At 44.1% G+C, this 22,290-nt stretch carries 19 protein-coding genes, 2 rRNA genes and 1 pseudogene; 21 read left to right on the forward strand and 1 reads right to left on the reverse strand.

Annotated elements, in window-relative coordinates:
- From OCV59_RS05940 to OCV59_RS06005, 14 genes and pseudogenes are all read left to right on the forward strand, one after another.
- Positions 1–133 (forward strand): 23S ribosomal RNA (locus OCV59_RS05940); the annotation flags it as partial.
- A 67-nt stretch (positions 134–200) separates the two neighbouring features.
- Positions 201–317, forward strand: a 5S ribosomal RNA gene (rrf, locus tag OCV59_RS05945).
- Positions 317–535 (forward strand): hypothetical protein, encoded by a 219-nt coding sequence (locus OCV59_RS05950; RefSeq protein WP_147593583.1) that lies wholly within the window; start codon positions 317–319, stop codon positions 533–535. Before rrf ends, OCV59_RS05950 begins: the two co-directional genes overlap by 1 nt.
- A gap of 36 nt (positions 536–571) precedes the next feature.
- Positions 572–2,071: a TIGR02677 family protein gene (locus tag OCV59_RS05955; protein ID WP_147593584.1), complete on the forward strand. Its 1,500-nt coding sequence runs from the start codon at positions 572–574 to the stop codon at positions 2,069–2,071.
- Positions 2,068–3,204 (forward strand): TIGR02678 family protein, encoded by a 1,137-nt coding sequence (locus OCV59_RS05960; protein ID WP_147593585.1) that lies wholly within the window; start codon positions 2,068–2,070, stop codon positions 3,202–3,204. Before OCV59_RS05955 ends, OCV59_RS05960 begins: the two co-directional genes overlap by 4 nt.
- Positions 3,194–7,297 carry a TIGR02680 family protein gene (locus OCV59_RS05965; protein WP_147593586.1) on the forward strand — a complete coding sequence of 1,368 codons (4,104 nt, stop codon included), beginning with the start codon at positions 3,194–3,196 and terminating at the stop codon, positions 7,295–7,297. Before OCV59_RS05960 ends, OCV59_RS05965 begins: the two co-directional genes overlap by 11 nt.
- Positions 7,294–8,595, forward strand: a complete 1,302-nt coding sequence (locus OCV59_RS05970) for a TIGR02679 domain-containing protein (protein WP_147593587.1) — start codon at positions 7,294–7,296, stop codon at positions 8,593–8,595. Before OCV59_RS05965 ends, OCV59_RS05970 begins: the two co-directional genes overlap by 4 nt.
- Before the next feature lie 112 nt (positions 8,596–8,707).
- Positions 8,708–9,553, forward strand: coding sequence for a tyrosine-type recombinase/integrase (locus tag OCV59_RS05975; protein WP_262584154.1), 846 nt, complete (start codon positions 8,708–8,710; stop codon positions 9,551–9,553).
- Positions 9,554–10,004: 451 nt separating this feature from the next.
- Positions 10,005–11,591: a vWA domain-containing protein gene (locus OCV59_RS05980; RefSeq protein WP_147593588.1), complete on the forward strand. Its 1,587-nt coding sequence runs from the start codon at positions 10,005–10,007 to the stop codon at positions 11,589–11,591.
- 194 nt (positions 11,592–11,785) lie between these two features.
- The gene (locus tag OCV59_RS05985) at positions 11,786–13,162 is read left to right on the forward strand and encodes an MATE family efflux transporter (protein WP_262584155.1); all 1,377 of its coding nucleotides are present in this window, start codon (positions 11,786–11,788) and stop codon (positions 13,160–13,162) included.
- A gap of 3 nt (positions 13,163–13,165) precedes the next feature.
- A complete protein-coding gene (locus OCV59_RS05990) occupies positions 13,166–13,915 on the forward strand; it encodes an EFR1 family ferrodoxin (protein ID WP_147593589.1) in 750 nt (249 codons plus the stop codon).
- A gap of 40 nt (positions 13,916–13,955) precedes the next feature.
- Positions 13,956–14,621, forward strand: a complete 666-nt coding sequence (sfsA, locus tag OCV59_RS05995; RefSeq protein ID WP_147593590.1) for a DNA/RNA nuclease SfsA — start codon at positions 13,956–13,958, stop codon at positions 14,619–14,621.
- Positions 14,622–14,895: 274 nt separating this feature from the next.
- A complete protein-coding gene (locus OCV59_RS06000) occupies positions 14,896–15,099 on the forward strand; it encodes a hypothetical protein (protein ID WP_147593591.1) in 204 nt (67 codons plus the stop codon).
- Positions 15,100–15,112: 13 nt separating this feature from the next.
- Positions 15,113–15,442: pseudogene (locus OCV59_RS06005) on the forward strand (EamA family transporter); the annotation flags it as partial.
- Between the two features lie 115 nt (positions 15,443–15,557).
- Here the strand turns inward: OCV59_RS06005 and OCV59_RS06010 are convergent.
- A complete protein-coding gene (locus OCV59_RS06010; protein ID WP_147593592.1) occupies positions 15,558–16,178 on the reverse strand; it encodes a DUF2238 domain-containing protein in 621 nt (206 codons plus the stop codon).
- 281 nt (positions 16,179–16,459) lie between these two features.
- Between OCV59_RS06010 and OCV59_RS12000 the strand changes: the two genes are divergently transcribed.
- The 7 genes from OCV59_RS12000 to yhbY all read left to right on the forward strand — a co-directional run bounded on the left by OCV59_RS12000 (position 16,460) and on the right by yhbY (position 22,231).
- Positions 16,460–17,653 (forward strand): DUF6198 family protein, encoded by a 1,194-nt coding sequence (locus OCV59_RS12000; protein ID WP_147593593.1) that lies wholly within the window; start codon positions 16,460–16,462, stop codon positions 17,651–17,653.
- Between the two features lie 532 nt (positions 17,654–18,185).
- Positions 18,186–19,184, forward strand: coding sequence for a metal ABC transporter substrate-binding protein (locus tag OCV59_RS06025; protein WP_147593594.1), 999 nt, complete (start codon positions 18,186–18,188; stop codon positions 19,182–19,184).
- Positions 19,185–19,195: 11 nt separating this feature from the next.
- A complete protein-coding gene (locus tag OCV59_RS06030; protein ID WP_147593595.1) occupies positions 19,196–19,852 on the forward strand; it encodes a metal ABC transporter ATP-binding protein in 657 nt (218 codons plus the stop codon).
- A gap of 3 nt (positions 19,853–19,855) precedes the next feature.
- Positions 19,856–20,710: a metal ABC transporter permease gene (locus OCV59_RS06035; RefSeq protein WP_262584157.1), complete on the forward strand. Its 855-nt coding sequence runs from the start codon at positions 19,856–19,858 to the stop codon at positions 20,708–20,710.
- Positions 20,707–21,204: a hypothetical protein gene (locus OCV59_RS06040; protein WP_147593596.1), complete on the forward strand. Its 498-nt coding sequence runs from the start codon at positions 20,707–20,709 to the stop codon at positions 21,202–21,204. Before OCV59_RS06035 ends, OCV59_RS06040 begins: the two co-directional genes overlap by 4 nt.
- Positions 21,205–21,352: 148 nt before the next feature.
- On the forward strand, positions 21,353–21,700 hold the full coding sequence (locus OCV59_RS06045) for a hypothetical protein (RefSeq protein ID WP_147593597.1): 348 nt from the start codon (positions 21,353–21,355) through the stop codon (positions 21,698–21,700).
- Positions 21,701–21,934: 234 nt separating this feature from the next.
- Positions 21,935–22,231, forward strand: a complete 297-nt coding sequence (gene yhbY / locus OCV59_RS06050; RefSeq protein WP_147593598.1) for a ribosome assembly RNA-binding protein YhbY — start codon at positions 21,935–21,937, stop codon at positions 22,229–22,231.
- Positions 22,232–22,290: the final 59 nt, after the last annotated feature.

Genomic DNA, 22,290 nt, shown 5'->3' on the forward strand with positions numbered 1-22,290 from the left:
GAAGCCCCCCACAAGAAGAGATCTCCTCCAGAGATGGTAAGACCCGTGAGAGACTATCACGTAGATAGGCCTTGGGTGTAAGTGCAGTAATGCATTGAGCTGAAAGGTACTAATAGGTCGAAGACTTGACCAAGGTTTCAAGGAAGGAAAGAAGCTTGACACAAAGGTTATTCAGTTTTGAGTGTGCGAAGCACGCTTGATGCGGTGATGATAGCGAGGAGGATACACCTGTACCCATACCGAACACAGAAGTTAAGCTCCTTAGCGCTGATGATACTTGGCGGGAGACCGCCTGGGAAAGTAGGACGTTGCCGTTTTGGTTAAAAAAGAAGTTCACGAAAGTGAGCTTCTTTTTTTAGCGCAGCGTACCAAAAGGGACAGCGGAGCCGAAGGCGGAGGAGAGAGCGAAGCGAACGTTGCCGCTTTGATTAAAAACACAGCTTACGAAAGTAGGCTGTGTTTTTTCACGTACCAAATTGATGAATCTTATCGGGACATATGTTATACTGGATATAAATTTATAAAAGAGGTATGAGTTATCCATTATATTGCAATGGGAAAGGAACATTGGATGAGATTAAAGGAAACAGTAAGAAAGCCGATGCAGGAAGTGAACTATCTGAACGTTGAAAATTCAGATCGATATCGTTCTATTATGCGGCTTTTTTATTTATATTACGAGAGTTTGAAGTACTGGATGTTTCCGGAGGAAATTCATGCAGAATTGCAGAAGGATCCATATTTTAGAGAATATACATTAGAGCAGTGTAAGCAGGATTTGACGGTTTTAGCAGAATGGGGAAATTTGACCCCAACGCAGGATACACGAAGAGTCTCAACTATTGAGGAATTTAAAAATAAAAAGTTTCGATATCAGATGACGGAAACTTCTGTTGAAATTGAACGAATGGTGATGCGAGTCGAGAATCTGTTTTTAGAAAACTCATCGTTGGAACCAACATTACTGGAACGAATTCGTGTCACGATAAAACGTATGGAGGATATGGCAGAAGAATCTGATGAAAAACTTTATTCCTGGTGGAATGATCTGAATACTGATTTTAAACGATTAAATCAAAACTATCAGGATTATATGCGGGAATTGAACAGTGCAAAAGCTGAGGAGTTAATGCAGACAAAAGATTTTCTGCTGTTCAAAGATCGACTTATCGAATATTTAAGGGGATTTGTTAAGAGCTTGCAGAATAATGCAAATATTATTGAACAGTATTTGCGCAGGCTGGATCCATATCTTAAAGAGAAGGTTCTGAAACGAATCACAGAGTATACCTTTGCCATTCCTCGTGTAGGTACTGAAATTGAGTATGAAGATATTTCCCGGACAGTACAAGGTAGATGGAACAGCCTGGAAGAATGGTTTGCAGCGGGAGATGGTAAGGAGTCAGAAGCATTCAGAGTGTTTGATGCGACAAACGAGATCATTCGTAAAATCACGCGGTATGCAATGCGGATCGGAGAGCAGAGCAGCAGTAGTTCTAACCGGCGGGAAGAGTACCGTAAAATGGCAGAGATGTTCTGGAAATGTGATGATATCGGAGATGCACATCGGCTGTCTGCCTGCGTTTTTGGAATAGAAAAGCCATTTCATTTCAAAGGGATTCCGGAACGAAAAACCGAGAGTATCAACAGTGGCGTTTTTGAGGAGGAGCCGTATGAGATTATAATCAAGCCAAGAGTGCGGACTTATAGAGAAAAAGTTCAAAAAAGCAGTATTATAGATCGTTCGGCAGAAAAAGAAGCTATGAGAACGGCAACGATTAAACGTATACAGGAAGAACGAAAATTGCTTCAAAGCTACATTCGGGATGGGAAACTTGATTTTGCAGCCCTTCCTGAAATAAGTCCATATGTTCGTGATATGTTCCTTTTATGGTTGTCCAAGGCTCTGGAAAGTAAGACTTTAAAAGGGAAGACAGAAGATGGACAGGTATATTATGTAGAAAATGCAGATACGAAAGAATACTGCAGGATCGTTTCCGATGATGGGATCTTAGAATTACCAGCTTACCGGATTCGATTCGAATTAAATAAAGAAAATGAGGAGATATGAGCACACTGGAAATTTTGCTGGAACGACGCTGGATCTTGAAGCATCGTGAAAAAGAATTGTATTATAAGGTAAAAGATGAGATAGGCGGACTGCGCCCGTTTTTCATGGAAAAACTGGGGTATCAGATAGTTATGAATCCATATTTGATCAAAGTAGAAAAACTGCCGGCAAGACCAGAGCCATGGATGGGAATCACAGATTTTAAGGATAAAAGGGAGTATGTGTTTTTTTGTCTGGTGCTGATGTTTCTTGAGGATGCATCGGAACAGTTTATTCTGTCACAGCTTACAGAATACATTCAGGCGCAGTTTAGAGAAGAAGATATCGACTGGAAAGAGTATCTGTATCGGCGACAATTGATCAGGGTCTTGAAATACTGTGTAAAAATGGGGATCCTTACTGTAAATGATGGCAGTGAGGATGAATTTGCAAGTGATGGACAGGGAGAAGTCCTGTATGAAAACACCGGAGTGGCTCGTTATTTTATGAGAACATTTACGCAGGATATAATGAATTATACGGATCCGAAACAGTTTGGAAAAGAAGAGTGGATCGGCGTAGATGAGGATCGAGGTATCGTTAGAAGGCAGCGGGTGTACAGGGCATTACTTATGACACCGGGCTTGTATAAAGATAAGAGTTTGGAAGAAGACTTTGCCTATATCAGAAACCAGAGAAATTTTCTGGGAGGAGATCTGGCAAACTATCTGGATTGTGAACTGCAGGTGTATCGAAATAGTGTTTTTTTGATTTTAGGCGAAAATTGTTATATGGGAAGAACTTTTCCGGAAGAAAATATGCGATCGGATATCGTGCTGCTGTTCCATGGATTAGTGCTTGAAAAAGTGCATAGTGGTGAAATATCCGTGGGAACAGAAGAACTGGTTTTGATTTCGGAGGAGTATTTTCTGGAGCTGCTGGAGCTGTGCAGGGAACATTATAGAAATGGATTCATAAAAACGTTTCGAGATATGACTACACAGGAATTTTGTATGGAAATGACCACATATATGATGCAGATGGGGTTTATTCAATGGGAAAATGGGAACATACGGATCAGTACTGCAGCAGGGAAAATAACGGGTAAATATCCTGAAGCTTTTTTGGAACAGGGAGGACAAGATGAACAGTAAGTGGCAGCTTTCCAGAGTTGGGCTGGTAAACTTTTGGTATTATGATGAGGAAGAGTTTTCTTTTCAGGATGGAAGAATGCTGCTTCGCGGTGCAAATGGTTCAGGAAAATCAGTTACGATGCAAAGCTTTATTCCACTGTTGCTGGATGGAAATATGAGACCGGAACGATTAGACCCTTTTGGTTCCAATGCGCGAAAAATGGAGAATTATCTGCTGGAAGAGGGTGATGAACGGGAGGAACGTACCGGATACCTTTATATGGAGATGAAACGACAGAAAGCTGACGAGTATATAACGCTGGGAATCGGACTTAGAGCCAGAAAAAATAAAAAGATGGATTCATGGTATTTTGGCATTACTGATGGCCGCAGGATCGGGATCGACATTGATCTATATAAAGAGCAGCAGGAGAAAATCGTATATACGAAGCGTGAGCTGACCAATCGCATTGGTGAAGGTGGATGGGTGATAGAAAGTCAGCGGGAATATGCTGATCAAGTCAATCGCCTCTTGTTTGGTTTTGAAACCGGTGAAGAATATAAGGAACTTCTCGATCTGCTGATCCAGCTTCGGACACCGAAATTGTCGAAGGACTTTAAACCAACGGTGATCAATGAGATCTTAAGTGGATCGCTGCAGACGCTTTCTGAAGATGATCTGCGTCCGATGTCTGAGGCTATTGAGAACATGGACAGCATTAAAACAAATCTGGATGCATTACAGGCAGGGATCGAAGCGGCAGAGCAGATCAAAAAAGTATATGATCAGTATAATGAAATCGTACTGTGTGATAAGGCGTTATTGTATCAGAATGCCTGTGCAGAGCATCGCGATTTGAAGGAGCGAACAGATTACTTGAAGCAGGATATTGAGGACCATAAAAGAGAGGAAGAGCAGGAAATCCAGCATTTTGAAGCTTTGCAGCGAGAAATGGCCGTTTTGCAGGAAGAACGGGATTCTTTAGCGGAAAGTGATGCAGCAAAGCTGAAAGAGAATGAAGAAAAATTAAAATCACAGCAAGAAGAGATCGAGGAAAGAAATCGTCAGAAGACACAGCAGGAAGAAGATAAAAAGGATAAATTACGGGAAACCGAGATGCTGATCAATGAAAGTGAAGAACGCTGTGACAGATACTGGAGAGATGTGGAAAAATCCCTTGCTGCAATGGAAGAAGAACTGCAGGAAATCCCATATGATGATGCAGCGTTTCTAAGAAAAGAACTGATAGCGTCAAAGGGCACTTTATATCAGTTTTCCTCTCATGTTCAAATCTGGAAAGAATACTGCAGGCTTGTAGATCATGGAAAGGAAAAACTGAAAGAGGAGCGAGAATGCAGGAAACGATACAGCAAAACCGTAGAAGACTTGGATCGATATCGTGAGGATGTGGATCAGGCGGAACGGATTTTGCGACAGCATGAGAATCAGTTGCATGAAATAAAACAGGAACTGATCGAGAAGATCTATTCATGGAGTAAGGAGAATCAGGAACTGCAGCAGGTGGATGACAGTGTATTACAGGATATGAATCGAAAGATCGATGGATACCGGTCGGGAGCAGATTATTGGGAAATCCGGAATCTCTGGAAACCAGTCTATGATGAAAAACAGCGTGAACTCGACAGACTGGTACTTGATCAGGGGTGGAAGATAAAAGTTGCAGAGGAAGCTTTACAGATGAAAGAGGAAGAGCTGCAGAGCTGGCGCGATAAAACAGATCCGGAGCCGGAATGTGATGAAGCGACAGCAGCCAGTCGAAAGGCGCTGGATGAAAAGAGAATCCCATATTTGCCGTTTTACAAAATCGTAGATTTTGATGACAGCCTTTCTGAAGAAGCAAAAGGTATGCTGGAAGAAGCTTTGCTGCGGATGGGAGTTCTGGATGCTTTGATCATTTCTGCCGAATATCGTGAACAGGTATTGCAGATGGGTAAAGGGATTTGTGATAAGTATCTGTTTACGGACATAACTGCGGTACAGGAAAATCTGATGAATGCTCTTCATATCGATGAAGAAAAAAACAGTATTTTGTTGTATCAAAAGGTAGCAAGAATTCTTTCGGCAATCGGATGGAATGAAGGCAAGGCTGGAACGTGGGTCGATGCACAGGGGAATTATAAACTGGGTATCATCGAAGGAACTGTTACAAAGCAGTATGAACCCAAGTATATAGGAACCCTTGCAAGAAAACGTCATCAGCAGGCTATGATCCGCGAGCTGGAGAAAGTATGCGAAGGACAAAGGGACGTGCTGGAATCACTGCGAGAGGGAAGAATGCAGCTGCAGGATCGCAGCGGTAAGCTGGAGAAAGAATGGCTTGCATTTCCGAAAGAAGATGATCTGAAGCTGGCTGCGAGAGAATATGAGCGCCAGGAGGAAATGCTGGAACATTTACAGGGCGTCGTTCAAAAGCAGCGTGAAGCGGTGGAAAAAGAGAGGGCGCAATTAGATACAGTCAGCATACAGGTGCAGGAAATCTGCAGAAAGTGTGAATTGAATGCTACTTTGTCCGTTTTTGAGGATGTACTGGAACGGCTGCAAAGTTATGGAGAACTGTTGACTGCGCTACAAATCTGTTATGCAAGATATGTTGGAGAGATAGAGCAAATCAATTCGCAGAAAAGCCATCTGGAGGATCTGGAGCATGATCTGGATGATATTCGTTATGAGCTGGGGCAGATCGAGAAAAGCAGGAGAAAGATCGCAGAAAGCCTGAATTCGGTTTCGGAGCAGTTGAAGCTGACAGATTACGATTCGATCAAAGTGCGTCTGGATCATTGTATAATGCGGCTGCAGCAAATCCCGGAAGAACAGAATACTTCTGCTGCAAATAAGTCGCGCCTGCAGACCGAATCGAAACAGCTGGAAGAAAAGTTAGAGCAGACAGAACAGAAAAAAGATGATATGCTGATCCGTAGAGACTGGCTGAAACTGGCCTTTGAGGAAGAATATCGTCTGGGATATGTGGAGTGTGAGATTCCAGAAGAGAGAGAGCAGGTAAGCCTGGAGAATATTGCAAATAAGATCTGCGGGATGCTGTCAGGGAAATTTGGTAACCAGAAACAGGCGGATCTTTTGAGACGGCTTCAGGAAGTTTATCACCGATGCCGGAGTGCGCTGCTTGAGTATCAGATCACACTGAAAACTCTTTTTGCCTCACGCGACGAGGCCACCGATTTTCAGGTCATGAGTATGAAGCGGATCGACATTTCCGGAAAATATCGGGGTGCGGCGGTTACTTTTGTACAGCTTATCCGGCAGATGAAAGAAGATGCAGAAGTTCAGAAAAAATTGCTGAGCGAGAAAGACAGGGAGCTGTTTGAGGATATTCTGAGCAATACTATCAGCAAAAAGATCAGGGCTAAGATACTGGACAGCAAGCGCTGGGTGGAGAAGATGAATGGACTGATGGAGTCTATGCAGACTTCCAGCGGCCTGACTTTGAGCCTGCGGTGGAAAAACAAGCGTGCGGAAAAGGATGATCAGCTGGATACAAAGGCTCTTGTGGAATTACTGCAGAAAGATGCAGATATTATGCGGCCGGAGGAGGCAGCACAGTTATCAAGGCATTTCCGATCGAAAATAGAGGAGGCTCGCAGAATCACCGGAGAGGGTTCCAACATTCAGTCTTTCCATGCGGTTATGCGTGAAATCCTGGATTATCGTCAATGGTTTGAATTTCAGCTGGAGTGTCAGAAAACCGGAGAGAAAAAGAAAGAATTGACAAATCGGGTATTCTTTACTTTCAGCGGTGGTGAAAAAGCCATGGCAATGTATGTGCCGCTGTTTTCTGCCGTTGTTGCGAAGTATGCAGGAGCCAGACCGGATGCACCGAGACTGATATCGCTGGATGAAGCCTTTGCAGGTGTAGACGAAACCAATATTCGTGATATGTTCCGACTGATGGTAGAATTTGATTTTAATTTTATGATAAATTCACAGATTTTGTGGGGTGATTATGATACAGTTCCGGGACTGGCTATTTATCAGCTGATCCGTCCGGAAAATGTAAAGTACGTTACGGTGATACGTTACCTCTGGAACGGAGAGGTGAAGCGAATGTTGACAGGAAAAGAAGAGAATCTGCTATGAATGGGGAAGAAAAAAAGTGTCTGTTGTTAAATGAATGTGTAACTTATTTTAAAAAATATCCTGTGTTTCAGAAACTGCTGGAAGGATTTTGGGAAAAGTATCGCAGTCTGGGACACTGGGGCGGTACTGTTACTTTAAAAGCATTGTCACGTGAAGAAAAAGCTGATCTTGGCGGATTTCTGGCAAAAGACTTTATTGGCAGACAGGTCGTTCGTATTACGGCGGCACAGATGGAGAATGCTTTAAAATCCACCAGGTTTGCAGAAGTGGAATGGACGGAGATCCTGGAACAGTATTTTGAAAGATCCCTGGTCAGCAAAAAAGATGATCTGGCTGCGAAGCAGACAGAAAAAGAAAAATTTTTTGAAACGATTTTAGCACTATATCATGAAACTTACATGGGAAAATGGCTGAAACGCGTTTTAGAACACCGGACGGATGGCTATGCAATGATCATGCAGCATTACCGGGAAAACTCTTTGCAGTTGGAAGAAGGGTTGCGAAATGTTTTGCGAGCAGAAAACGAGCTGCCGAACCTTGAGCGGGGCGAAAACAGGAAACTTTTAGCAGTGTTTGCAGCGGAAATAACAGGAAATCCTCATGCATTCGACGATGGTACATTTGAGGACAAACTGCTGCAGGCATTTTTGAAGGAAAAAACCGGGTTTCAGAAAAAGAGCGGAATGTCTGAAACGGAATATAAGAAGGAACTGTATTATCGTGCCGGAATCATAAAAGATAAGGTTTCCAATGACGTTTTAGTATACGGAATCCACGGATGGGACGATAGCGGTAAGAGTCATGAGGGGCTGGAAGGTTTCTGCAAAAGACAGGAGCCTGTCAGGCTGACTTTGCAGACAACAGGAAATTTGAAGCGGGCTGCCGGAAAAGAAAATAGTGTTTACATAGTAGAAAATCCGGCAGTTTTTTCTGTTTTACTTGACCATTATCCTGAAAAAGCTTTTGTCTGTGGAAATGGACAGTTAAATCTGGCGACGTACATTTTACTGGACAAACTGGCAGAGTCGACAAAACTGTATTATACGGGAGACTATGACCCGGAGGGGCTTTTGATTGCTCAAACTCTGAAGCAGAGATACGGAGAGATCCTGACTCTCTGGAACTATGATGTGGAATGGTATAAACGATACTGTACAGATCATATTTTAAAAGAGGCTCGTATAAAAAAGCTGGAAAAAATCGTGCTGCCGGAATTACAGGAACTGAAAAAAACAATGCAAATAGAGAAGAAAGCTGCTTATCAGGAAGCTATGCTGAAAACGTATGTTATACAATGAAAAGTTCTGAAAAGGGTTCATCTTTATATTGAAAATATTTTATATAAACGGTAGCTTTATGGTTTAAAACAGCATATAGTAATAGCATTACAAACGAAGGAGGGAGAATGATTTGTCTGACAGATTTATTACAGATCAGAATATAGCGGATTTTCATATGTTTCTTATTGATGAAGAACGCAGCAGCGGAACTATCAAGAAATATATCCACGATTCCAGGATGTTCAAGACATGGCTGGGAGAGTGTCCGGTAAATAAGGAAAAGGCAGGACAATGGAAGAGAGAGCTGATTGAAAGCGGCCGAGCACCGGCAACGGTGAATTCTATGCTGGCGGCAGTCAACACGTTTTTTCGATTCATGAGATGGGAGGATCTGCATTTGAAGTCGATCCGTCTTCAGAGACGGTTTTTCAGAGAAAATGAAAGAGAACTGACAAAAGATGAATACGAGCGACTCATGGAAACTGCGAGGAAGCGCGGCGATGAAAGACTGGCTCTTCTGATGGAGACCATTTGCTCCACGGGTATACGGGTCAGTGAAGTGCAGTATATAACAGTAGAATCAGTAAAAAAAAGACGGGCACAGATTTCTATGAAAGGAAAGTTGCGTACTATTCTGATACCGGCTCAGCTTTGCAGGAAATTGCGCAGATATGCAGTGAAACATGACATTCGGCATGGTGAGATTTTCCTTACAAAGTATGGTACGCGGCTTAGCCGAAAGCAGATCTGGGCTCAGATGAAAGCTTTATGCAAATATGCAGGTATCGAGAAGGAGAAGGTTTTTCCACATAATCTGCGGCATTTGTTTGCAAGGTGCTTTTACAAAATTTCACGTGATATTTCAAGTCTGGCAGACGTGCTTGGGCACAGCAGCATTGAAACTACACGTATTTATCTGATTTCGACGGAAAATGAGCACATTAAAAAAATAGCCCGGCTGGGGCTTGTGCAATAGACAAAATAAGTATTTTGTCTATTAAAATCCATGTATGGCTTAGCACTAATTTTCAGATTTTATTATATCATTATAGAACGAATTCTACAATATATTATTTTTGATATTCGAATCAGTATCATATTGCATATTTATGGCATAACAAAAAAGCGTTCATAAAATCTGAAGAACGATGTGTTTATCCTCTATTTTCTTCATTTCTATTTTTTAACAACCCCCCCCTCTAAATCCATTCATAAAAAAAGCGGTAACCTGTTACCGGGAGATATTCGTTGAAAAATTATATTTATTGCAGTTTTTACAGCTGCTTTTTTATTACTTTCAATGCTGACAAAGACAAAATACTTATTTTGTCTTATATCCGCCGAAGTTGTTTGGTGCGGGTTTTCAAAACGTGAAATCAGTTATCATTTGGGGCTTTGATTCTTAAAACCCGGAAAAGGAGAGAAACATGAGGAAACACAGATTTTTAGGTGTACTGCTCTCACTTGTGTTATTGGCAGGGCTGATACCGGCAATGGCATTTGCGGCAGACACTGGAGAAAGTGGAGAACCGGCGGCAGCGACATTTGATATTTCGAAATCAAAGGAAGCGACCGAACTTAAAAAGGCAGGCGATAAATATGAGTCTACAGTTACGTTATCACTGCCAAGTGCAGAGAAAGAGTTAGTAACGGATGTAGTGTTCGTTCTGGACAAGTCGACGAGTGCCGAGCTGGAAGAACAGGCGTTAAATATGCTCAGCGATTTAAAAACTGAAATAGCAGAGTCGGGAGCCAAGGTAAAAGTCGGCGTTGTTATTTTTAATAAAAAGGCAAATGTGACAGATTTCATGGATCTGGAAACGCAGTATGGCGATATCGAAGAGGCTATCCAACAGAAGATAAGCTCAGGAACAAATACTCATGCAGGGCTGATCGCAGGCAGGAAGATGCTCGACGATGACACAGCTGTATCAGCAGACAGGAAGTATCTCGTATTTGTCAGCGACGGCATAACTTATATGTTCAATGAAGATCCGACAGCTGTTGCGTGGAGTTTCATGGCAGATGCAGAAAAGCATTTTGCGGGTCCCGACAACTGGGCGTCGCAGTATGGAAATAATGATGCACCTAAAGACTGGTCAGACACACTTGCAAAGATCGGTGCGAAATCAGATGCTCAGGACGATGCGCATGATTATCAATATGGCACAGAGCCGGATCCTGAAAAGCTTACAGATGTAAGCAGGCAGGATGCTTATGCAAATTCTGTCGAAAAAGCTCTTTATCTTACAGAACAAGAATATAAAAATATATGTTCAAAGTATCACTGCTATGCTATGAATGCTACAAAGAACATAGGACAGCAGTATGCATGGGGTCCGTCATTCATGGAGTATCTGGCAGATGGAAAAACGGTGGATTTCAGCGATATCCAGAATGATATCTTATATCTTGTAGATCATGGAAGCAGCATAGAAGACTATATGGGCTATGTCGAGGGCGACTACAACTTCGATCTTAAGGATCTGGAAAGCGTGACGCTGACAGTAAACGGTAAAAAGCTGGATGCGGCAGTTGACAAAGAAAACAATATGATCGTGTTTGGAGACAAACAGTTCAAGCTTGAGTATTTCCCTGCAGATAATGAGAAAGAACACTTTGTTCTGCACATTAATCAGAAAATCATGATCACTGAACCTGTACAGCTCACTTACAAGGTAGTGCTGCAGGATCCTAAGACGAAAGCAGGTACTTACGGTAAGTATGACCAGTATGGAGCAAACGGATACGACGGTCTGTTCACAAACAACAGCGCAGTTATCAACCCGGTAGATTCCGCTGGTACAGAATATGCTGCACAGGCATTCAACAAGCCGACTGTTTCATATACAGTAGCTGCACCGGCACCGGCTCCTGCTCCGGCAGACAAGCCTGCAGCAAGTGAAACTAACACGGGTGATAACAGCAATATGATGCTGTGGATCGCAGCAGCAGTTGTATCAGCACTGGCACTTGCCGGCATCGCATTTGTATCAAGAAGAAAACGTGCATGATTTTCCGATCGTATTTTGCATATTTGAAGCCATATCTATATACTGATAAACATATTCATTAAAAAACGGGGCTCGCAGGTCACATTATTGCGGGCCCTGTTTTTTTGTTTCTTTAAGGCGCAAGATTCCTGTTGCCGTTTAGTTCCTCAGAGGATAATATATAGTAGGCAGTATGGAAGGGGCTTGAATAAAACATGAAACAGAAGATTAAAAATAAAGAAATGGATATGATAAATGGCGGCATTGCAGGAAATCTGATAATTTTCGCATTGCCGGTGGCTTTCAGCAGTATCATGCAGCAGCTATTCAACTCGGCAGACGTGGCTGTAGTCGGTAGATTTGCGGGAGACAATGCACTGGCGGCGGTAGGAAGCTGCGTGGCGCTGGTCGGGATATTCGTGAATCTGATCGTAGGACTTTCTGTCGGGCCGAATGCGGTACTGGCAAACCTGATCGGACAGAACAAGCGGGAACGTATCAGCGGGATGATGCACACTATCCTGGCGTTTGGACTTATACTCGGAGTCGGCCTTATGGCAGTCGGGATGCTGACAGCTCGAACGATCCTGGAGCTTTCCGGCACACCGGAAAGCGTGATGGGGCAGGCGCTGCTTTACATATGGATATATTTCACGGGCATACCATTTATCGTAATATGCAACTTCGGGTCAGCGATACTTAGGAGTTTCGGCGACACGAGGCATCCGATGTATTATCTGATAATTTCAGGTATCGTGAATGTGGCGCTTAATCTGTTCCTGGTGATATGCTTTCACATGGGAGTCGCGGGTGTTGCGATAGCTACAGTGATCTCGAATATACTGAGCGCTGCGCTGGTGCTTATATGCCTGTATCGCAGAGACGATGAGTTTCAGTTCCGTTTTCGAAGGCTCAGGCTGGAAAAGGACGGGCTGTCGAAGGTGCTTGTGATAGGCATACCGTCAGGAATACAGGGAGCGATCTTTTCGATCTCAAATGTATTCATACAGAGCGGCATCAATTCTTTCGGAGAAAATGCCATAGCGGGATCTTCACTGGCGCTGAATTTCGAATACTTCACATATTATATAGCAAATGCGTTCGCGCAGGCGGCAGTGACATTTACGAGCCAGAATTTCGGTGCAGGCAAGCTGAAGCGATGCAGGAAGATATTCAGGCTCTGCATGATTTTCGGTGTAGTGTTCACGGAACTCCTGGCAGTTGTTTTCATGGTGTGGGATGATTTTTTCGTGAGTATTTACACGATAAGCGATGCTGTCGCGGCTTACGGACTGATCAGGATGCATCATGTATGTTCTCTCGAAGGGCTGACAGCAACTTATGAAGTCGAAAGCGCTGCACTCAGAGGCATGGGCAAGTCAGTGGAGCCGTCGATCGTAACGATCCTGGGAACGGTGGTATTCCGTATGATCTGGATGGTAACGGTGTTCAGGTGGGTGCCTACTTACGAAATGCTGATGGATGTGTATGTCGCTTCGTGGATCTTTACGGGCGGAGTGATATTCTTCATATATCTTTATCACATGAAAAAGGCGGAAAAGCGTTATCAGCTTCAGGAGAATGAGAGGTAAAGCATGGTTCTATATTTTACAGGTACAGGCAACAGCCGTTATATCGCAGAGCGTATCGCAAAGGCGCTGGATGACGAGCTGTTCAGCATCAATGACCGTATAAAGGCGGACAGCAGAGAGGCGGTAGATACGGGCAGCCGGGTCGTGATAGTTGCACCGACGTATGCATGGCGTCTGCCTGTGATAGTATCGGAATGGATTTCTGAGACTGACTTTGCAGGAGCGGAAAAAATATGGTTCGTGATGGACTGCGGATCCCAGATCGGCAATGCTGCAAAGTATAACAGAGCTTTGAGCGACAGGAAAAATCTGCAGTACATGGGAACAGCGCAGATCATCATGCCGGAGAACTATATCGCGATGTTTCCTGTACCGGACAGTGAGGAAGCTGCTGAGATCATCGCGAATGCGGACCCCGACATAGATGACGTGATCGCCGGGATATCCGCATCGCAGAAATTTGCAAAACCTCGAAATAATCTTCTCGATCGCATGATGAGCGGACCTGTGAACAGGATGTTTTATCCGTTCTGTGTAAAGGCGCGCGCTTTTGCAGCGGGAGACGGGTGTACAGGCTGCGGCAGATGCGTGGAGCTTTGTCCGCTGAACAATGTCAGTCAGAAAGACGGCAGGCCTGTATGGGGAAAAGATTGCACGCACTGCATGGCGTGCATCGCGTACTGTCCGACGGAATGCATTGAGTACGGGAAAAAGAGCATCGGAAAACCGCGCTATCATTTTGAAGAAAGATGAGGATATTGAACGGTTTTGTTTTATTTGATATTATGGATAAATGAAATACAGAGAGATAAAAGAAGGCAGGTTCATAGACCGGCCTAACCGTTTCATTGCTCATGTGGAGATCGGCGGGCGTGAGGAAACGGTACATGTAAAGAATACAGGTCGCTGCAGGGAGCTGCTGAAGGCAGGGGCGGCGGTGCGTCTCGAGGTGTCAGCTAATCCCAGGCGCAAGACGAAATACGATCTCGTATCGGTTTTCAAGGAAAATGTGGGATGGGTAAATATCGATAGTCAGGCTCCAAATAAAGTAGTCAGGGAGTGGCTGGAAAAGCAGGATTATGATCTCATAAAGCCGGAGTATACATACGGAAATTCACGGATCGATTTTTATATGGAAAAAGGCAGCAGGAGGTATCTGATGGAGGTCAAGGGCTGTACTCTTGAGAAAGACGGAATTGGATATTTTCCTGATGCACCTACGGAACGAGGCGTAAAGCATCTTAGAGAGCTTATACGTGCTTCCGGTGAGGGATATGAATGTATGGCTGCTTTTGTGATACAGATGGAGGGCGTCACGGAAATACGGCCAAATGTGGAAACCCATCCACAGTTCGGGCAGGTACTTGAAGAAGCTGAGGAGGCAGGAGTAAGGATACTGTGCCTGCAGTGCAGCGTAGGCGAGGACACTCTGGAGATAATCGCTGCAAAAGAGCAGTAAATGAACATAACAGAATATCTATGTGCAAATGAAGACAAAGATGATAGAGCTGGGGATGTGTTCATCTGTTCATCGCATTTCCGGATGGCGCATGTATTCTTGAGGAATATATGAAAAGTGTCGATAAGTGAGCATGCTGCGGCTGATTGATTTGATCACGGAATGAAGGTATAATAAAAAGAGAACAGAAACTTTGAAACTGAGAGGCCGCGCGCCAGGAAGTTTTACAGAATCATAAACAGCTGTATGTCAGCTGTGCAAAGGAGAAAAAATCATGAACGAGACAAGAGTAAAGGTAATGCCTGTGACAGATCTGCTTGAGTACAAGATACGTTCGGGCCAGATATCGAATGAAGGCGGACACAAGATCTTTGGCATCGCGCTGAAAAATCCGGATCTGGTAGATGCGATCATGAACATACTGGATCTTGATCTGTCGGAGGCAGATACGATCGCAAAGGTAGAAAGGCTGGTATAGGTAGGCTTTAACGATGTGGATATTTTTTGCGTTCGGATCGGCGTTTTTTGCGGGTATCACAGCGATCCTGGCAAAGTGCGGCATAAGAAAAACCGATTCCGACGTGGCGACTGCGGTCAGGACTATAGTCGTGCTGATCTTTGCATGGATAATGGTCTGGATAGCAGGCTCGGCGCACGACATAACAGCGCTCAGTGCAAAGACGTGGGTGTTTCTTGTGCTCTCGGGGCTTGCGACAGGGGCGTCATGGCTCTGCTATTTCAAAGCGCTGCAGGACGGACCTGCCAGCGCCGTAGTACCGATCGACAAGCTGAGCATACTTGTGTCGATCGCGTTTTCGTATTCAAAGAGCGGCTGTCAAAGAAAGCAGCTGCAGGCCTTGTGCTGATCGTCGCAGGAACGATGATGATGCTCGTTTAACTCGTATAACAGGATCATGCGGAGCGGCGCTGATTTGTCTAATTGAGCAGCCTGTCGTCGATGCGGGCTTTCCCGGCTACGATCATTATCACGAAGATGATGAAGTACACGAGTGCACCGGTGTTGCCTGCGATGATATCGGTAACTGTATCGACCATACCGCGCTGCATCTCACCTCCGGCGAGTCTGTCAGCCGTGAATTCGAATATTTCCCATATGCCTGCGAAGGCAGATGAAAAGAAAAATGCGAATGCTGCCTGCGCGAACAGGTAGCATTTAGTGCTTTTTACGGTATGTACAGCTTTTTTCAACAGTGTGGACATTATCATCGCGCCAAAGCTTGCCAGCAGCACACCGCTGAAAAAGTGTACGATCTTGTCATAAGGGCCGAAGCTGCGGTACATGTCGAGGACCGAACCGACCGGTGATGCGAAGTAAACGAAGATCATCCCGCAGAAAAACAGATCGTCGCACACTTTGAGCACATATGCGATGATCATAAGCACTGCGATCGATCCGAAAGATCCTGCTATCGTCGTTACTGCAGGATCGACGCCTGTTCGGCAAGCATAGACCGCTGTGAGAGCAGTTGCAAATATTAGAATGATGAGACCTGCCCATCTTTTTCCTGTCATGAATGGACGTTTTTTTGTTGTCATATTATTATGATACCTCCCCCTGTATATCTTATTTAAGTTTACTCAAAATATTATAGCTTTGCAAGAGCTAGCGAGGTACATCGATGATATATGATCGTAAAATGAAATAATGTACCGTCAGACGTGGCATGTGCGTTCGCCTTGGCGGTATTCTGCATTTTTGCATAAAATCTTATCTCTGGGATATCTTGACAAAAAATGAAATACAATTTAAAATAGTTAGGAAGCTAATTATTATCCGTGCAAGACGGATCCTATAAAAACAGAAAGAAAGAGGTAGTATGAAGAAAGAAGAAAATCAAATCAACACTGATGTTACAGCAGGCCGGAGAAGCAGCAATATCGTCGTAAGATGCATCATCTATTTTTTCGGACTTCTGATCATGACGCTGGGAGTAGCGGTTTCGGTCAAGTCGGATCTGGGAGTGTCGCCGGTAAGTTCCATACCGTACACGATGACGTGTGTATGGGGTATCGAGATGGGAAAGGCAACGATAGTTTTCCATGCGGCGCTGGTGCTCGTACAAGTGATATTGCTGAGACGAAAGTTCCAGCTCAAGAATCTGCTGCAGATACCTGTAGGGGTGCTGTTCGGGTATATGACGACGTTTTCAAATCATCTGATGACGTTCCTGCCTGATCCGGGCAATATATACATAAGACTGGGAATGGTCGTGATAAGTACTGTTCTTGTGGCTATCGGACTGTTTTTCTATGTTCCGGCTGATATCATACCGCTTGCAGGAGAAGGTGTCATGCTGGCGATCTCAAAGGTCGCAGACAAAGCATTCTCGACTGTCAAAATCGCATTCGATGTGACCATGGTGGTGATATCGCTGATAACATGTCTGATACTGATACATTCACTGGGAAGTGTCGGAATAGGTACTGTGATCGCTGCAGTGATGGTGGGAATGGTGCTGAAGCTGATAACAAAGCTGTTCGGAGAAGCGAGAGACAGACGATTCCGCATCGGCAGATATGCAGCAAAACCTGCTGCGGTGTCAGATGGTGCAAAGGCTGCAGGTCCGCTGATGGAGATAATGAAGACAGACGTCTACGCTATAGATATGGACGCAGAGCTTTTCGATGTGCTCAGGCTCATAACTGAAAAAGGAGTCAGCGGTGTACCTGTCGTAAACGGAGACGGCAAGCCTGTAGGATTCATCTCTGACGGAGATATAATCCGCTTCCTGGCGTCAGAACATCCGCTCGTTGTCAATCCGTCATCGTTCATCGAGATCGATTTTGACAGTAAACTCAGGGCACTGATGAAGCGAAAAGTAAAAGAGATCGCGAAAAAACGAGTCATCACAGTGGATTCTGATGACAGTCTCAGCAACATATGCGGTGTGATGGTCGAAAACCACATCAAAAAAGCACCTGTGATGTCAGATGGAAAGATGGTCGGGATAATAAACGTGAGCAATATCACGAAGTACGCTTTTAAGATGATGGAAGAAGAAAGTGCTTGAGCCATGTGTTTATACACAAATACATATGCATTCCTGTCATATATCAACGCAGGTAGTGTTGACAAACTTGTGGAGCCTGTTTATAATGTCAGATAATAATGGACAGAAAGGGGCACACAGCATGACAGCAAAAAAACGTATATTAACTGCAGTAACTATGTTCATGATCGTTTTTGTCGTGATTTATGCGTCCTTTTATATTGCATATGAAACAGAACATGAATGTACAGGAGATGACTGTCCGATATGCTGCCAGATCGAAATATATGAAAGCGCACTGAAAAATATCGCTTCGTCAGTTGTGGCGGCAGCAGCGGCAGTTGTGTTCGGGTACGGATCATGTGTTCAGGTGGTGAGGTGTGCAGAGATCATATCTGCACGAACTCTGGTATCATTGCGTGTAAAACTTTCGAATTGAGTAAGGATCGTATACAGGGGTGAAGTCTGTTTTTGCAGATGCACAGTAATTATTGCTGCACCCTTGTATTTTTGTACCTGTTTTTAAGTTCTTATGAAATACGGAGGTTATTTTATGAAAAAAATCATCATAGCAGTTCTGTGCATGCTGCTGACAGCAGGAGCGCTGGCAGGATGCGGAGAAAAAAACAAATCTGAAAAAAATGCAGATCTAAGCATCGTTGCGACTATTTTCCCGGGATATGACTGGGTGCGTGAGATCATGGGCGATGAAGCGGAAAATGCCGATATAACGATGCTGATGGATAACGGCACGGATCTGCACAGTTATCAGCCTACAGCTGATGATATCAGCAAGATTTCCAAATGTGATCTCTTCATATATGCAGGAGGTGAATCTGACGAATGGGTGAAAGATGCACTTAAGCAGGCAGAAAACAAAGATATGAAAGTAATAAACATGATGGAGATGCTGGGAGATTCGGTAAAAACTGAGGAAGTCGTGGAGGGAATGGAGTCGGAGCACGACCATGACCATGATGAAGACGGCGCTCATCATGACAGTGATCAGGAAGTCGAATACGATGAACATACATGGCTTTCGCTTAAAAATGCAGAGATGATATGTGAAGCCATAGAAAATGATCTTTCGTCGCTCGATCCTGAAAATAAAGATATTTACAAAAAGAATTCAGAAGAATATATAAGTAAACTTTCTGAGCTTGACAGCAAGTACCGGGAGACTGTGGATGATGCGGCACGAAAGACGGTGCTGTTCGGCGACAGATTCCCGTTCCGTTATCTTACGGATGATTACGGTCTGGATTATTATGCAGCTTTTGTCGGCTGTTCTGCTGAGACAGAAGCAAGCTTTAAGACTGTAAAATTTCTTGCAGAAAAGGTAGACGAACTGGATCTGCCTTGTGTCATGACTATAGAGGGATCGGATCACAAGATCGCAGAAACTATAATCAGGAATACTGCGGATAAGGATCAAAAGGTATTAACTATGGATTCTATGCAGTCGGTGACAGCATCTGATCTGAAAGATGGAAAGACATACCTTTCGGTGATGGAAAAGAATCTTGAGGCTCTTAAAGAGGCCCTGAATTAAGGAGGCAGATCATGGCACAGCTTGTTTGCCGGGATCTTGTAGTCGGATATGACGGTAAAAGTGTCCTGGAGGGAATCAGTTTTAAAGTGGAAAAAGGTGATTATCTGTTTATTACAGGTGCAAACGGCACAGGCAAATCTACTTTGATGAAAACGATACTGGGGCTTTTGTCACCAGTTGAAGGAAAGATAATGACGGGAGACGGCCTGAAAATCGGTGATGCAGGATATCTGCCGCAGCAGAAGGATTTTCAGAAGGATTTCCCCGCATCAGTAAATGAGATAGTGATTTCCGGCTGTCAGGGAAAATGCGGTCTGCGGCCGTTCTACAGCAGAGAAGAAAAACATCTTGCGCGTAAGGCAATAGAACGGATGGGGATATCACATCTGGCAAACAGGTGCTACAGGGAATTGTCCGGAGGTCAGCAGCAGCGTGTGCTGCTGGCTCGTGCCCTGTGTGCGGCACAGAAAATGCTTGTTCTTGACGAACCGGTTTCAGGGCTGGATCCTGGAGCTGCTGCCGGTATGTATGAATCGTTGTATGATTTGAATAAAAATGATCAGATAACGATCATAATGGTATCGCATGATCTTTCTGCAGCGGAGAAATATGCAAGCCATATACTGAATGTTGGGGAAAGGATATTTTTCGGAAAGAAGCGGAGGTAGATCATGACTGAGATTTTTGGTAAGATAGATCTTTATTTTCAGTATCCGTTCGTTAGATATGCTCTTATTGTAGGTGTGCTGATAGCATTGTGTTCATCTCTGCTGGGAGTGACACTGGTGCTGAGGCGGTTTTCATTTATAGGAGATGGTCTTTCGCATGTGGCGTTTGGCGCTCTGGCTATAGCTTCTGTACTTGATATGACAGTAAAGACACCGCTGGTAATGGTCGTGACTATCATATGTGCTGTGCTGCTTCTCAGGACAGGTGGAAATACGAAGATCAGGGGAGATGCAGCAGTGGCGATGATATCCGTAGGATCACTTGCAGCAGGGTATATGCTGATGAATATTTTTTCGTCGTCAGCAAATGTTTCGGGTGATGTATGCAGTACGTTGTTCGGCTCGACATCGATATTGACGCTTTCGGAAGCAGATGTATGGTTATGTGCAGTGATGTCAGTCATAGTCACGGTGTTTTTCGTGCTTTTCTATAATAAAATATTCGCAGTTACTTTTGATGAAGCTTTTGCAAGGACTGCAGGCACGCGAGCCGGTCTCTGCAATTTTCTGATAGCGGTTGTGACTGCGGTGATCATAGTTCTTGCGATGAATCTTGTCGGTTCGCTGCTAATATCGGCATTGGTGATTTTTCCGGCACTGTCGGCTATGCGTGTTTTCAGAAGTTTTAGATCTGTTACAGTGTGTTCAGCAGTTCTTTCAGTGATGTGCGCTTTTACAGGGATAGTTGCATCTGTTCTTGCGGGTACACCTGTGGGCTCTACGATAGTGATCGTTCAGATAATAGTGTTTTTTGTTTTCTGTTTTGCAGGTACTGTTGCAGGAGGTATCAGGAAATGAAAAAAGTTATATACATGATGGTGCTGATGATGGCGATGTCGTTTTGTGTATCATGCGGCACAGATAAAATAGAAACAGGCAGTACGGAAGCTTCAGAGACGACAGAAAAGCAGGCGGCCGAAAAAGGCAGTTCGAGCAGCAGTGCCGCAGGCGGCGTTGATCTTGATCTTACTGTCATGAGCAGTACTATGGTATATTCGGAAGTGTACAACATAACGGTTGCGCCGGAAGAATATATCGGAAATATCGTCAGGATGAAAGGCGAGTTCGCTACACAAGTCGATCCTGAAAGCGGCAAAAGATATTTCGCATGCATAATAAAAGATGCCACTGCATGCTGTGCGCAGGGAATCGAATTCGTGCCTTCAGAAAATTACAGTTATCCGGAGGATTTTCCGGAAGATGGTGCAGAAGTGACAGTAACAGGCGAGTTCAGGACATATGATGAAAACAGACGGACATACTGTCATCTTATAGACGCTGTATTTGAATAAGACAGCGGTGCTTTTCATATCTTGGATATATCAGCCATGGCATTTAAAAGGCAGGCATGTTTGATTTTTCCTTAAAAATATATTATTATAGATATGATCTGAAAACAGGAAATATCAGCTGAAGAGAGGGATAAACATGGATGTCGATATGAAAGAAAAATTTATGGAACTGCTGACTGGCAGCGGTGTCACTGCGGAGATGGGAGTGACTCCGGTAAAGTTCACATATGTGCTCAACTGTACCAGAGACGATGATGTGATAGATTTCTGGTTCCTGGAGACTGACGGGGCTGTGGACACAAAAGTTCCTAATTTTGTGAAGTGGAACATAGAAGACTACATATTCGCGTGCGTCAAAGATGGCGATTACGAAAACGGAAAATACATGATCGGAAAGACGCATGATCTGGAAGGATACGGAACGCCCGAAGGTGTGCATGCGGATGAGGCGCTCATGACGATGAGCTTCGCAGAGCTTGCAGACGCTTTGAAATAGTGCAGGATACGGAATTACAGACGGTCCATAAATGCTGGCAGGAAAGGCTGGTGTTTGTGGACTGTTTTTTGTATGACGGAAAATGCTATTGCATTGTAGCTATAAAATTTGTCAAATATCATCCTTTTTTAAGGCTGCGCGCCGGAACAATCTCCCCGGTGACGCAGTCTTTTTTAGTGGAAAGCGCCGGGCGTCTATGGTAAAATCAAAATAAAAACTACAGGGAGAAAATACATGTTATCAGGTAAACAGAGAAGTTATCTCAAGAAAATGGCTCATGAGCTGGATCCTACGGTATACATCGGAAAGTCCGGCCTTACAGAGAATATAAAGAAGGAAATGCTGACGGGTTTTGAAGCCAGAGAGCTCGTAAAGGTAAAGATACAGGAAGGCTGCACGCTCGAACCTAAAGAAGTGGCCAATCAGCTGGCAGATGAGCTTGACGCTGAGTTCGTACAGGCGATCGGAAGGAAGTTCGTGCTTTACAGAGAATCAAAGGATCATAAGAAGATAGAACTGCCGCGCGCATAGCGATGCGCGGCCGGGAACAGTTTTGAAAACGGCGGCAGATCAAAAGATACATGAGAAAA

Source organism: Brotomerdimonas butyrica, from assembly GCF_025567305.1.
Taxonomy (GTDB): domain Bacteria; phylum Bacillota; class Clostridia; order Peptostreptococcales; family Anaerovoracaceae; genus Lentihominibacter; species Lentihominibacter butyricus.

Excerpts from the sequence above, each read along its gene's own strand:
- OCV59_RS12000 (WP_147593593.1), top strand. The coding sequence starts at position 16,460 with ATGAAGAAAGAAGAAAATCAAATCAACACTGATGTTACAGCAGGCCGG.
- OCV59_RS06000 (WP_147593591.1), top strand. The coding sequence starts at position 14,896 with ATGAACGAGACAAGAGTAAAGGTAATGCCTGTGACAGATCTGCTTGAG.
- OCV59_RS05980 (WP_147593588.1), top strand. The coding sequence starts at position 10,005 with ATGAGGAAACACAGATTTTTAGGTGTACTGCTCTCACTTGTGTTATTG.
- OCV59_RS06040 (WP_147593596.1), top strand. The coding sequence starts at position 20,707 with ATGAAAAAAGTTATATACATGATGGTGCTGATGATGGCGATGTCGTTT.
- OCV59_RS06010 (WP_147593592.1), bottom strand. The coding sequence starts at position 16,178 with ATGACAACAAAAAAACGTCCATTCATGACAGGAAAAAGATGGGCAGGT.
- OCV59_RS06045 (WP_147593597.1), top strand. The coding sequence starts at position 21,353 with ATGAAAGAAAAATTTATGGAACTGCTGACTGGCAGCGGTGTCACTGCG.
- OCV59_RS05970 (WP_147593587.1), top strand. The coding sequence starts at position 7,294 with ATGAATGGGGAAGAAAAAAAGTGTCTGTTGTTAAATGAATGTGTAACT.
- OCV59_RS05960 (WP_147593585.1), top strand. The coding sequence starts at position 2,068 with ATGAGCACACTGGAAATTTTGCTGGAACGACGCTGGATCTTGAAGCAT.
- OCV59_RS06035 (WP_262584157.1), top strand. The coding sequence starts at position 19,856 with ATGACTGAGATTTTTGGTAAGATAGATCTTTATTTTCAGTATCCGTTC.
- sfsA (WP_147593590.1), top strand. The coding sequence starts at position 13,956 with ATGAAATACAGAGAGATAAAAGAAGGCAGGTTCATAGACCGGCCTAAC.
- OCV59_RS05965 (WP_147593586.1), top strand. The coding sequence starts at position 3,194 with ATGAACAGTAAGTGGCAGCTTTCCAGAGTTGGGCTGGTAAACTTTTGG.
- OCV59_RS06030 (WP_147593595.1), top strand. The coding sequence starts at position 19,196 with ATGGCACAGCTTGTTTGCCGGGATCTTGTAGTCGGATATGACGGTAAA.
- OCV59_RS06025 (WP_147593594.1), top strand. The coding sequence starts at position 18,186 with ATGAAAAAAATCATCATAGCAGTTCTGTGCATGCTGCTGACAGCAGGA.
- OCV59_RS05985 (WP_262584155.1), top strand. The coding sequence starts at position 11,786 with ATGAAACAGAAGATTAAAAATAAAGAAATGGATATGATAAATGGCGGC.
- OCV59_RS05990 (WP_147593589.1), top strand. The coding sequence starts at position 13,166 with ATGGTTCTATATTTTACAGGTACAGGCAACAGCCGTTATATCGCAGAG.
- yhbY (WP_147593598.1), top strand. The coding sequence starts at position 21,935 with ATGTTATCAGGTAAACAGAGAAGTTATCTCAAGAAAATGGCTCATGAG.
- OCV59_RS05955 (WP_147593584.1), top strand. The coding sequence starts at position 572 with ATGAGATTAAAGGAAACAGTAAGAAAGCCGATGCAGGAAGTGAACTAT.